The sequence below is a fragment of the Roseateles sp. AC306 genome (assembly GCF_979253795.1).
Genome location: NZ_CEEDEB010000005.1, coordinates 186,644 through 198,692, shown reverse-complemented (window position 1 = coordinate 198,692; position 12,049 = coordinate 186,644). Strand labels below are relative to the sequence as shown.

Genomic DNA, 12,049 nt, shown 5'->3' with positions numbered 1-12,049 from the left:
AGACAGCATGAACCGCATCCGCTCGCTGACCGCGGCGCTGCTGGTGGGGGCGCTCGCCCCCACGGCAGGCGCTGACACCCTCAGGCTCGACGCCCGCGCCGCCGTCGCCGCGCCGCTGACCGGGCACCTGAAGCTTGGCACGGCAACCTCGCCCAAGGGTGAGACGCTGGCCGCCAACAACCAGTACCTGCTGAAGGACGGCAAGCCCTGGCTGCCGGTCATGGGCGAGTACCACTACAGCCGCGCGCCTGCCTCGCAATGGGACGCCCAGCTGCGCCTGATGAAGGCGGCCGGCATCGACATCGTCGCCAGCTACGTGTTCTGGAACCACCACCAGGAGCAGCCGGGCGCCTTCAACTGGAAGGGCAACCACGACCTGCGCCGCTTCGTGCAACTGGCCCAGGCGGCCGGCCTGAAGGTCGTCGTGCGCCTGGGCCCCTGGGCGCATGGCGAGGCGCGCTACGGCGGCATCCCGGACTGGGTGGTCGACAAGATGCCCGTGCGCAGCAACGACCCTGAGTACCTCGGCCATGTCGAGAAGCTCTACGCCGAGATCGGCGCGCAGATCAAGGGCCTGCTGTGGAAGGACGGCGGCCCCGTCGTCGGCGTGCAGCTGGAGAACGAATACAACATCCGCGGCGCGGGCCGGGGCGAGGAGCACATCAGCGCCCTGAAGGCGCTGGCGTTGAAGGCCGGCATGGATGTGCCGCTGTACACCGTCACCGGCTGGGACGGCACGGTCTATCCGTCCGGCGAGGTCACGCCCGTGTTCGGCGGCTACCCCGACGAGCCGTGGGCGACCAGCACGCAGGAGCTGCCGCCCAAGGAGACGCACGCCTTCCGCTTCAACACCCGTGTCAGCGGCGACCTCGGCGCGCAGACCAAGTCGCACGGCGCCGGCACGGCCGAGACCGACAAGGACAAGGTGCCCTTCCTCGGCGCGGAATACGGCCCGGGCCTGCCCGCCATGTACCGCCGCCGCACGCTGGTGTCGCCGGACGACATCGCCGCCATGCTGCCGGTGCAGATCGGCTCGGGCGTCAACCTGTTCGGCTACTACATGTTCCACGGCGGCCGCAACCCGGTCGGCATGGGCGGCACGGGCCTGGAGGAGAGCACGCTCAGCGGCGGCTACAACGACACGCCGCGCATCACGTATGACTTCCAGGCGCCGCTCGGCCCGGACGGCCAGCAGCGCCCGGTGCTCACCAAGCTGCGCCCCTTCCACTACTTCCTGCGCGACTACGGCGCCCAGCTGGCGACGATGACCGTGCGCCAGCCCGACCGCTCGCCCGCCAACCCGGCCGACCTGCAGACGCCGCGCTGGTCCGTGCGCAGCAATGGCGATGCCGGCTACCTGTTCTTCAACAACCATGTGCGCCAGTACCCGATGCCGACGCAGATGGCGATGCGCTTCGAAGTGCAACTGCCTGGCGGAACGGTGACGTTGCCCAGCCAGCCGGTCGACATCCCCAATGGCGCCTATTTCATCTGGCCCATCAACCTGGACCTCGACGGCGTGAAGCTGCGCCATGCGACGGCCCAGCCGGTCACGCGGGTCGACGCCGGCGCGCAGGGCATCGTCCACGTCTTCGTGACCACGTCCGGCATCCCGGCCGAGTTCGCCTTGCCTGAAGGCGTGAAGACGCTCAAGGCCGAGGCCAGTCTGCAGCGCATCGGCACCACGGATGGCGCCAACAAGGGCCGCGCTGTCAGCGTGCTGCTGCTGACCCCCGAGCAGGTCGAGCAGTTGAGCGTGCTGGAGATTGCCGGCCAGCGCCGCCTCATCTTCAGCGAGCAGCAGGCCTGGGTGGCCGACGGCAAGCTGCAGCTGCGCGGCGTCGGCCCGAAGGCGCTGCGAGCCGCCGTCTTCCCGGCCCTGCCCAAGCCGGGCGCGGCGGGCCTGCAAGTCAGGCAGGACGGCCTGCTGCAACGCCTGGAACTGGCGGGCGACCCCGCCCAGCCGACGCTGCACATCGCCGCCACCCGCAAGGCCGGCAATGCGCCCCGCATCCTGAAGGGCGGCCTGGCCAATGCCGCCGTGCAGCCCATCCCCGAGGCCTTCGCCACTGCGGCGACCTGGTCGCTGAAGCTGCCCGCCGAGCTGGCGCCTCAGGCCGAGGACGTGCTGCTGGAGCTGGACTTCGTCGGCGACATCGGCCGCGTCTTTGCCGGCACGAAGATGCTGGACGATTGGTACTACAACGGCCAGCGCTGGGAGATCGGCCTGCGCCAGTTCGCGCTCAAGCCAGGTGCCGAGCTGCAGCTCAGCGTGCTGCCGCTGCGCGCCGACGCGCCGATCTACATCGACGCCGCCCACCGCCCCGCCTTTGCTGCCGGCCATACCCAGGTGGCGGAACTGCGTGGTGCCCGGCTGCTGACCGTGCGGCGCGTCGCGATAGCGCCCTGAGGTATTCCCAATCCGGATAGTTAAGCCCGGACATTCGATTGGTAGGGAATGGAACAGCTCCGTAACCTGAGCGCCTGATGAAACTGACCGGTGACCTGGAACTGACCTTGCCGCATGGCGCCACCCTCGGCGAGGGTCTGCTGTGGCATGGCGGCCGCTGGTGGTGGACGGACATCGAGGCTGCCACCCTGTTCGCCTGGCGCCCGGGTGTGGGCGGTCCGCAGTTCTGCCGCCTGCCGGATCGCCTGGGCAGCTTCGCGCACTGCCGCTCCGGCCGCGTGCTGCTGGGTCTGGCCAAGCGCCTGGCCGTTGCGTCGCTGGGCGAGCAACTGGAGCTGAACCAGTTGCAGACGCTCGCTCCGGTCGACGCTGCCGAATCGCGCACCCGCATCAACGACGGCCGCACCGACCGCCGCGGCTTCTTCGTCTTCGGCACGATGAACGAAGCCCGGGAGAAGCGCGCAATCGCCAGCTTCTATCAGTTCTCTCTGCCCCATGGCCTGCGCCGGCTGGCCCTGCCGGCGGTGGCGATTGCCAACAGCATCTGCTTCAGCGTGGACGGCCGCACGATGTACTTCTGCGACACGCTGAGCCAGCGCATCCAGCAGTGCGACTACGACGCCGAGACCGCCCAGGTCGACAACGTCCGACAGTTCACGCAGATGGACCGCGCCGACGCCTGGCCCGACGGCTCGGTCATCGATACCGAAGGCTGCCTGTGGAATGCGCAGTGGGGCGCCGGCCGTGTGGCACGCTACGACCCCGAGGGCCAGCTGATGGGCGTCATGAATGCCCCGGCTGTCCACGCCACCTGCCCCGCCATCGGCGGCGAGGGCAGGGATCAGCTGATGCTCACCACCGCCCGCGCCGAACTCAGCCGCGACGCGCTGGCCGCGCAGCCGCTGTCCGGCAGCCTGTTCGGGCTGCACCTGCCCAAGGCGCTGGGCATTGAAGACACCTTGTTTGACGACTGACGGAGACACAACACCATGAAGATCCAACGACGCGCTCTCACGCTGGCCATGCTGGCCCCATTGGCCGCCCCTTTCGCGGTGCAGGCCGCCGACCCGGTCAAGATCGGCTTCCTCGTCAAGCAGGCCGAAGAACCCTGGTTCCAGGACGAATGGAAGTTCGCCGAACAGGCCGCCAAGGACAAGGGCTTCACGCTCGTCAAGATCGGCATTCCCAACGGCGAAAAGATGATGGCCGCCATCGACAACCTGGCCGCGCAGAAAGCGGTCGGCTTCGTCATCTGCGCGCCTGACGTCAAGCTCGGCGCGGCCGTGAACCGCGCGGCCAAGCGCCACAAGCTCAAGGTCATGTCCGTGGACGACCAACTCGTTGACGGCGCCGGCAAGCCCATCGCCGACATTCCGCACATGGGCATCTCCGGCTACGAGATCGGCAAGCAGGTCGGCCAGGCGCTGATCGCCGAGATCAAGGCGCGCGGCTGGAAGCTGGACGAAGTCGGCGCACTGCGCGTGGCCTTCGACCAGTTGCCCACGGCGCGCGACCGCACCATGGGCGCCATCGACGCACTGAAGGCCGGCGGCCTGCCCGCAGCCAACGTCGTCGACGCGCCGCAGGCCAAGACCGACACCGAGAGCGCCTTCAACGCCGCCAACATCGCCTTCACGAAGAACGCCAAGTTCAAGCGCTGGGTGGCCGTGGGCCTGAACGACGAAGCCGCACTCGGCGCCGTGCGCGCTGGCGAAGGCCGCGGCATCAAGCAGGACGCGATGCTGGCCATCGGCATCGGCGGCAGCCAGACAGCGCTCAACGAGTTCACCAAGCCCACGCCCACCGGCTTCTTCGGCACGGTGCTGATCAGCCCCAAGCGCCACGGCTACGAGACGGCCGTGTTCGTCTACGAGTGGGCCACAGCGGGCAAGGCGCCGCCGCCCGTCACTCTCACTGCCGGCACCCTCATGACCCGCCAAAACCAAGCCGAGCTCAGAAAGCAAATGGGTCTCTGAACATGAAGCCCCCACGTTCGTTCTACTCACTGCCCCCCGAGGGGGCGCATCAACGCCTTCGGGCGGCCGGGCGGCACTGATGGCTGTCTTGCAGTTCGACAACATCAGCAAGGTCTTCCCCGGCGTCAAGGCGCTGAACGGGGTGAGCTTCGAGGCGCATGCCGGTCAGGTCATGGGCCTGCTCGGCGAGAACGGCGCGGGCAAGAGCACGCTGCTGAAGATTCTCGGTGGCCAGTACAAGCCCGACGGCGGCCGGCTGCTGCTGGAAGGCCAGGAGCGGCACTTCACCTCGGCGGGTGACGCCATCGCCGCCGGCGTGGCCATCATTCACCAGGAGCTGCAGTACGTCGCCGAGCTGACGGTGGCCGAGAACGTGCTGCTGGGCCGCCTGCCGACGCGCCTTGGCTTCGTCGACCACAAGGCCGCCCGCCGGCTGGTGGCCGAGCAACTGGCCGCCATCGGTGTCGAGCTGGACCCGGCCGCGCGCCTGTCGGACCTGTCCATCGCCCAGCGCCAGATGGTGGAGATCTGCAAGGCCGTCATGCAGGACGCCAAGGTCATCGCCTTCGACGAGCCCACCAGCAGCCTGTCGCACCGCGAGACCGAGATCCTCTTCCGTCTCGTGAAGCGCCTGCGCGCCGAAGGCCGCACGCTGATCTACATCTCGCACCGGCTCGAGGAGCTGTACGAGCTGTGCGACGCCTGCACCATCTTCCGTGACGGCCGCAAGATCGTCACGCATGACGTGATGGCCGACGTGCCGCGCGAGCGCCTCATCGCCGACATGGTCGGCCGCGAGCTGCAGGACATCTACGACTACCGCAGCCGCCAGCACGGCCCCATGCGCCTGGAAGCGCGCGGCCTGCACAGCGCGCGCCTGCCGGAGCCGCTGAGCTTTGCGATGCGTGGCGGCGAGGTGCTGGGCTTCTTCGGCCTGGTGGGCGCCGGCCGCAGCGAGCTGATGCGCCTGCTCTACGGCGCCGATGCGCGGCGGGGCGGCGAGGTGCTGCTGGACGGCCAGAAAGTGTCCACCGCCGGCCCGTCCGCAGCGATTGCCGCCGGCATCGTGCTGTGCCCGGAGGACCGCAAGGAGCAGGGCATCCTGGCCCACTCGTCGGTGGCAGAGAACATCAACATCAGCTGCCGCCGCCACGGCCTGCTCGGCGGCATCTTCCTGCGCCACGGGCAGGAGGCCCAGCGCGCCGACGAGTTCATCAAGAAGCTGCGCATCAAGACCCCCAGCCGCGAGCAGGAGATCCGCCTGCTGTCGGGTGGCAACCAGCAGAAGGTCATCCTCGCGCGCTGGCTGGCCGAGCCCGGGCTGAAGGTGCTCATCCTCGACGAGCCGACGCGTGGCATCGACGTGGGTGCCAAGAACGAGATCTACAAGATCATCCACGACGTGGCCGCTTCGGGCTGCTGCGTCATCGTCATTTCCAGCGAGCTGCCCGAGGTGCTGGGCATCACCGACCGCCTCATCGTCATGCGCGACGGCCGCATCAGCGGCGAGCTGGACCGCGCCACAGCCAGCGAGACCGCCGCGCTCGCCCTGGCCCTTCCTGATGGAGCGCCTGCCGCGCCCCTGCATTGATCATGAACACGACCACCCAAACGACCGCCGCGTCGTCCAGCCCCGCCATGAACTCCACCGCCCGCGCCCTGCTCAAGGAACACAGCATGACGCTGGGCTATGCCCTGCTGTTCGTCGTGCTGGCCTTCACGGTGGAGAACTTCTTCTCCACGGCCAACATCACCGGCCTGCTGCTGTCGGTGGCGCAGATCGGCATGGTGGCCTGCACCATGATGTTCTGCCTGGCGTCACGGGATTTCGATCTGTCCGTCGGCTCGACCATCGCCTTCGCCGGCGTGCTGGGCGCCATGGTGCTGGAGAGCACCGGCAGCGTGCCGATTGCCGTTGGTGCCGGTCTGCTTGCTGGTGCGCTGATCGGCGCGGGCAACGGCGTACTGATCGCCTACCTGCGCGTCAACGCGCTGATCGCCACGCTGGCCACCATGCTGATGGTGCGCGGCCTGGCCTTCATCGCGTCCAAGGGCCAGGCAGTGGGCATCGCCGACGAAGGCTTCATCAGCTTCGGCGACACCGTCGTGTTCGGTCTGTCACTGCCGATCTGGACGACGACGATCTGCTTCATCGTCTTCGGCGTGCTGCTCAACCACACGGTGTTCGGCCGCAACTCGCTGGCCATCGGCGGCAACCCCGAGGCCGCACGCTTGGCCGGCGTCAAGGTCGAGCGCCTGCGCGTGTGGATCTTCCTGCTTCAGGGCGTCGTGGCGGCGCTGGCCGGCCTGATCCTGTCGGCCCGCATCACCAGCGGCCAGCCGAACGCGGCCACCGGCTTCGAACTCGACGTGATTTCCGCCTGCGTGCTGGGCGGCGTGTCGCTGTCCGGCGGCAAGGCGCGCATCTTCGGCGTCGTCATCGGCGTGCTCATCATGGGCACGGTCGAGAACGTCATGAACCTGTTGAACGTCGACGCGTTCTACCAGTACTTGGTGCGCGGCCTGATCCTGCTCGCCGCCGTGTTGCTCGACCAACTGAAGACCCGAGGCGAGCGCCGTGCTTGATCGGCGCACGCTGCTGGCGTCGTCGCTGGCAGCGGCTCTACCAGCCCAGGCCGCCGCGCCCTTCCTGGCCGGCGGCGACATCTCGGCACTGACCTGGATGGAGCGCGCCGGCGCCGTCTACAAGGATCGCGACGGCAGGCCCGGCGACTGCCTGACCATCTTGAAGCGTTACGGCCACAACATCGCCCGCATCCGCCTCTACGACAAGACGGGGCCGGGCACCGGCAACGACGGCTGGTACTGGCCGGAAGGCTCGATGGACCTGCCCGATGTGCTGGCGCTGGCGCGCCGAGCCAAGGCGCAGGGCATGCAGATCCAGTTCAGCTTTCACTACAGCGACTTCTGGACCAACTCCAAGACCCAGGATCCGCCCACCGCCTGGCGCACCGAACTGAACACGCTGCCCGACGAAACGGCCCGCTTCGAGCGCCTGCTCGCCCTCGTTGAGACCCGCACGCGGGAAGTGATGAAGGCGCTCGTGGCACAGGGCACGGCGCCCGAGTTCGTGTCGCTGGGCAACGAGATCGAGCACGGCATGCTCTACCCGTATGGCCGCACCAGCGACTGGTCGCGCCTGGGCGCGCTGCTGAAGGCCGGCCACGCCGCGGTGAAGGCCGTGAGCCCGGCGTCGCGCGTCGTGCTGCACCTGGACGACGGCGGCAACGAGGCCAAGTACGTCGACTGGTTCGACAACGCCCGCGCGCAGGGCATCAAATGGGACGTCATCGGCCCGTCCTACTACCCCTTCTGGACCCAGAAGAACGTCAGCCAGCTCGCCACGTTCTGCGAGGCCGTTGCCAAGCGCTACGACAGCGACATCCTCATCATGGAAGCCGGCTTCAATTTCTCGCCCACGCGCCACGACGGCTGGCCCGGCCAGCTGGAAAACAACGGACCCTACCCGGCCAGCATGAGCAGCCCTGAGGGCCAGCGCGACTTCATGGCCGAGCTGCTCGGTACGATGAAGGCCACGCCCCGCGTGCTGGGCGTTCTTTACTGGGATCCGATCATGATTGCCAACCCGAAAGTCGGCTGGGCGCTGAAGGAAGGCACCGGCCAGCCCGGGCCCAACGTCGTCTCCAACACCACGCTGTTCGACTTCAAGGGCGTGGCCCTGCCGGTGCAGGACATCTGGAAGAAGTTCACGCAATGAGCGCACGTCTGGAAGGCAAGGTAGCGCTGGTGACCGGCTCAAGCCAGGGCATCGGCAAGGCCATCGCCCGGCTCTTCGTCGCCGAGGGCGCCAAGGTCATCCTCAACGGCCTGACCGCCGACGCCGGCAGCGACGCGCTCATCCAGGAGCTGGGTGAAGACAACGCGATCTACATCGCCACCGACATCGCTGACGAGGCTGCCGTGCAGGCCATGGTCGCGCGTGGCGCCGAGCGCTTCGGCCCCATCAACGCGCTCATCAACAACGCCGGCATGAACGTCTTTGCCGAGCCGCTGGCGATGACCATGGCCGAGTGGCAGCGCTGCTTCGCCGTCGACCTGGAAGGCGCCCTGCACTGCAGCCGCGCCGTGCTGCCCGGCATGCTGGCCGGCGGCGGTGGCAGCATCGTCAACATCGCCTCGGTGCATGGCCATCGCATCATCCCCGGCACCTTTCCCTACCCCGTCGCCAAGCACGCGCTGATCGGCCTGAGCAAGGCGCTGGGCATCCAGTACGCGGCGCACAACGTGCGGGTCAACTCGATCTCGCCCGGCCTCATCCTGTCCGAACGCATCGTCGAATGGCTGGACAGCCTGACGCCGCAACAGCGCCAGCAGCAGATCGACCTGCTGCCACCCAAGCGCATCGGCGAGCCCATCGAAGTGGCCTACACCGCACTCTTCCTGGCCAGCGACGAGGCCCGCTTCATCAACGCGACCGACATCCTCATCGATGGCGGCCGCGCGCAGCTGTATCACGAGTAGCGACACTTCCGGCATGACTGACCCGCGCTCGGATCGCTTCGTCCGCTCCCACCTCAAGACCCGCCAGCTCGTGCTGCTGGTGGAGCTGGGGCGGCACGGGTCCATCCTGCATGCCGCCCAGGGCGCCAACCTGACGCAGCCGGCCGCCTCCAAGCTGCTGGCCGACCTGGAGCATGCCCTCGGCGTGAAGCTCTTCGAGCGCCTGCCGCGTGGCGTGGCGCCCACCTGGTATGGCGAGGTCATGATCCGCCGCGCCGGCGCCGCGCTGGCAGAGCTGGACGCTGGGCACCAGGAGGTCATGGAGCTGCTGTCGGGCCTGTCGGGCCGCGTTTCGGTCGGCTCCGTGCTGACGCCGTCGACCACGCTGCTGCCCGCGGCAATAGTCGCCCTCAAGGCTCGCCAGCCGCGCCTGCATGTGGCCATCACGGTGGACACCAGCCGGCCGATGATCCAGCACCTGCAGAGTGGCGAGCTGGATCTCGTCATCGGCCGCGTGCTGGACAGCGAGTCCGCCGCCCAGCTCAGCTTCGAGCCGCTGACCGACGAGCCCCACGTCCTCATCGTCCGCGCCGGCCATCCGCTGGCCGGGCGCAACGACCTCAGCCTGCAGGAGCTGGCCCGCCAGAGCTGGATCCTGCCGCCCGGCGGCAGCATCCTGCGCGACCGCCTCACCTCGCTCTTCCTGACCGCCGGACTGGACCAGCCGCAGCAGGCGGTGGAGACGCTGTCCCTGCCGGTCGTGACCAGCCTGCTGGTGCAGTCCGACATGGTCGTCGCCCTGCCCGAGGAACTGGTGCGGCCCTATCTGGATGCCGGCCTGCTGACCGTGCTGCCCATCGACCTCGGCCTGCGCATGGACGCCTACGGCATCGTCACCCGGCGCGGCCACCAGCTGTCGCCCGGCGCCGACCTGATGCTGACCTGCCTGCGCGAACAGGCAGCAAGGCGGGCTGCTTGACCCCTCGCCCGGTCTCGCCGCGCTGAACGCGGTCGAGCCCGGTCGGTCCCCCGAGGGGACGGCGATGCTTGCGGCATTGAGCCGCGCGCACATCGCCAGACGGGCCGGCTTGGCGAACTGAAGTCGGACACAAGGAGTCCCTGCGGACTGCTTGTGCCTACGGAAGGCCATGGGCCTCTGGCCCATGGCAGGCCCGGCGCTCGGACCAAACTGATCAACGCCTCGCTTTGGCGGCCTTCAGCGCGTCATCCAGCGCCGCCATCAGCTTCGCGGGTTCCAGCGGCTTGGTCAGGTAGCGGAAGTAGCCCGCCGCCAGGCTGGACGCGGCGGCGTCGGGCATGGCGTTGGCCGTCAGTGCGATGACCGGAATGTGAGCCGTGCGCGGGTCCATCCTCAGCAGCGACTGGGCCTCGCGGCCACTCATCGTCGGCATGTTGTTGTCCATCAGGATGACGTCGGGCCTTTCGGCAAAGGCCATCTCCAGCCCGGCGCGGCCATCGGTGGCGGACAGCAGGCGCAGGTCGTCACGGCCCCTCAGCAGCTCCTCGACGAGCTTGCGGCTGGCCGGGTTGTCTTCCACATAGAGCACGGTCACCGGCGGCTCGCCCTCGCGCGGGCCAGTCATGGGCGGCAGGGCGCCCCAGTCCGTCTCTGCATGGGGCAGGGCCGGCAACTCGCTGGTGCGCAGGTCCACCCAGAACACGCTGCCCTCGCCGGGCGTGCTGTGGGCACCGATCTGGCCGCCCATCAGCTCGACGAGGCGCTGCGTGACGACCAGGCCAATGCCCGTGCCCTGTTCGGGCCCCGCTTCCTGGCCCAGGCGATTGAAGGGCTGGAACAAGGCCTTGACCTGCTTAGGCTCCAGGCCGCGACCGGTGTCGCGCACTTCGATGTGCACCTGCTGCGGGTGGGGTGAGCTGCAGCTCACCTGCACCGTCCCGCCCGGCCGGTTGTACTTGATCGCATTGCTGACCAGGTTGAGCAGCACCTGCTTGAGCCGCATGCGGTCGGCCAGCGCCACGCAGCCGCCGCTGGGCGTGAACTGCGTGACGATGCCGCGCTGCGCGGCCATCGGCTCGATCATCTGGCGGCAGCCGGCCAGCACCTCGTCCAGCAGCACCGGCTCCAGCGACAGCTCGACATGCCCCGCCTCGATGCGCGCGAGGTTGAGGATCTCGTTGATCAGCGTCAGCAGATGCTTGCCGGCGCCGACGATGTGCTCGACGAACTCCCGCCGCCGCTCCGGCTTGGCCTCGCCCACCTCGCCGCCCAGCAACTGGCCGAAGCCGATGATGGCGTTCAGCGGCGTGCGCAGCTCATGGCTCATGCTGGACAGGAACTCCGACTTGGCCCGGTTGGCCTTCTCGGCGGCGGCCGTGGCCACGCGCAGCTCTTCGTTGGATGCCTCCAACTGCGCCGTGCGGTCGCGCACGCGCGCCTCCAGCTCCTCGTTCAGGCGCAGCACCTCCTGCGTGCGCCGCTCAATCTCGCCCAGCATGCCGTTGAAGGAGTCGGCCAGCGTGCCGACTTCATCCTGCGTCGCCTTGGGTGCGCGGCGCGAATAGTCCTGGCGCTCCATGACGTCCCGGGCCACATCGCTGATGGCCAGGATGGGCTGCACGACGGCGCGCTGCAGGCGCAGCGACAGCAACATCGCCACGCCCAGCGCCACCACCGCCACGGCGGCGGCGATGCCGAGATAGCTCAGCACGCGGTCGTAGAGGGCGTATTCGGCCCGCAGCAGCACGCTGCCGATCCGGCGCCCGTCCTGCGTGATGGGCTGCACGATGACGAGGTCGCCGCCGCTGCGGCGCACGCCCACCGCCTCGGCCCGCGCCGGCAACTCGTCGTTGCTGGTCGTCCCGGCATAGGACGCGAAGCGATCGCCGTCGGCGCCATAGAGCGCCGCCGCCTTGATCTTGGGCTGCAGGCGCAGCAGCGCGAGGTTCTCGCTGGCGACCTTGTGGTCGTCGAACTCCAGCGCCGGCGCCGTGGAGCGGCCCAGCAGTTCGGCCTGCGTCTGCAGGTCGCTCACCCAACCCTCGTGATAGGCGCGCAGGTCGTAGGCCACCATGGCGCCCAGCGCCACGAACAGCGCCACCAGCGTCGTCAACATCGTGACGGCGAGCATCCTGCGTTGCAAAGAAAGCCTGAACATCGAGGGGCCTGTGAACGCTATGGCAATGGGTCGCGAAGGCCCGC

Annotated in this window: 9 protein-coding genes; 8 read left to right on the top strand and 1 reads right to left on the bottom strand. The window is 68.7% G+C overall.

Annotated features, from left to right (window positions below; all coding sequences use genetic code 11):
• Nucleotides 1–7 precede the first annotated feature (7 nt).
• The 8 genes from AC0IZJ_RS13035 (at nt 8) to AC0IZJ_RS13000 (ending at nt 9,847) form a co-directional block, all read left to right on the top strand.
• On the top strand, nt 8–2,410 hold the full coding sequence (locus tag AC0IZJ_RS13035) for a beta-galactosidase (protein ID WP_471850326.1): 2,403 nt from the start codon (nt 8–10) through the stop codon (nt 2,408–2,410).
• A gap of 77 nt (nt 2,411–2,487) precedes the next feature.
• Nucleotides 2,488–3,384: an SMP-30/gluconolactonase/LRE family protein gene (locus AC0IZJ_RS13030; protein WP_471850324.1), complete on the top strand. Its 897-nt coding sequence runs from the start codon at nt 2,488–2,490 to the stop codon at nt 3,382–3,384.
• A 15-nt stretch (nt 3,385–3,399) separates the two neighbouring features.
• Nucleotides 3,400–4,386: an arabinose ABC transporter substrate-binding protein gene (locus AC0IZJ_RS13025; protein ID WP_471850322.1), complete on the top strand. Its 987-nt coding sequence runs from the start codon at nt 3,400–3,402 to the stop codon at nt 4,384–4,386.
• Nucleotides 4,387–4,462: 76 nt separating this feature from the next.
• The gene (gene araG / locus AC0IZJ_RS13020; protein WP_471850607.1) at nt 4,463–5,977 is read left to right on the top strand and encodes an L-arabinose ABC transporter ATP-binding protein AraG; all 1,515 of its coding nucleotides are present in this window, start codon (nt 4,463–4,465) and stop codon (nt 5,975–5,977) included.
• A 2-nt stretch (nt 5,978–5,979) separates the two neighbouring features.
• The gene (gene araH, locus AC0IZJ_RS13015) at nt 5,980–6,972 is read left to right on the top strand and encodes an L-arabinose ABC transporter permease AraH (protein ID WP_471850320.1); all 993 of its coding nucleotides are present in this window, start codon (nt 5,980–5,982) and stop codon (nt 6,970–6,972) included.
• Entirely contained in the window at nt 6,965–8,125 is a 1,161-nt protein-coding gene (locus tag AC0IZJ_RS13010) for a glycoside hydrolase family 53 protein (protein WP_471850318.1), read from the top strand. Before araH ends, AC0IZJ_RS13010 begins: the two co-directional genes overlap by 8 nt.
• Nucleotides 8,122–8,889: an SDR family oxidoreductase gene (locus tag AC0IZJ_RS13005; protein WP_471850316.1), complete on the top strand. Its 768-nt coding sequence runs from the start codon at nt 8,122–8,124 to the stop codon at nt 8,887–8,889. Before AC0IZJ_RS13010 ends, AC0IZJ_RS13005 begins: the two co-directional genes overlap by 4 nt.
• A 13-nt stretch (nt 8,890–8,902) precedes the next feature.
• On the top strand, nt 8,903–9,847 hold the full coding sequence (locus tag AC0IZJ_RS13000; RefSeq protein ID WP_471850314.1) for a LysR family transcriptional regulator: 945 nt from the start codon (nt 8,903–8,905) through the stop codon (nt 9,845–9,847).
• 214 nt (nt 9,848–10,061) lie between these two features.
• Here AC0IZJ_RS13000 and AC0IZJ_RS12995 read toward each other — a convergent pair whose 3' ends face one another.
• Nucleotides 10,062–12,005, bottom strand: coding sequence for a sensor histidine kinase, YfiR-like protein-associated (locus tag AC0IZJ_RS12995; RefSeq protein ID WP_471850312.1), 1,944 nt, complete (start codon nt 12,003–12,005; stop codon nt 10,062–10,064).
• Nucleotides 12,006–12,049: the final 44 nt, after the last annotated feature.

Coding starts and splice junctions, on each gene's coding strand:
- AC0IZJ_RS13035 (WP_471850326.1), top strand. CDS start 8: ATGAACCGCATCCGCTCGCTGACCGCGGCGCTGCTGGTGGGGGCGCTC.
- AC0IZJ_RS13030 (WP_471850324.1), top strand. CDS start 2,488: ATGAAACTGACCGGTGACCTGGAACTGACCTTGCCGCATGGCGCCACC.
- AC0IZJ_RS13025 (WP_471850322.1), top strand. CDS start 3,400: ATGAAGATCCAACGACGCGCTCTCACGCTGGCCATGCTGGCCCCATTG.
- araH (WP_471850320.1), top strand. CDS start 5,980: ATGAACACGACCACCCAAACGACCGCCGCGTCGTCCAGCCCCGCCATG.
- AC0IZJ_RS13005 (WP_471850316.1), top strand. CDS start 8,122: ATGAGCGCACGTCTGGAAGGCAAGGTAGCGCTGGTGACCGGCTCAAGC.
- AC0IZJ_RS13000 (WP_471850314.1), top strand. CDS start 8,903: ATGACTGACCCGCGCTCGGATCGCTTCGTCCGCTCCCACCTCAAGACC.
- AC0IZJ_RS12995 (WP_471850312.1), bottom strand. CDS start 12,005: ATGTTCAGGCTTTCTTTGCAACGCAGGATGCTCGCCGTCACGATGTTG.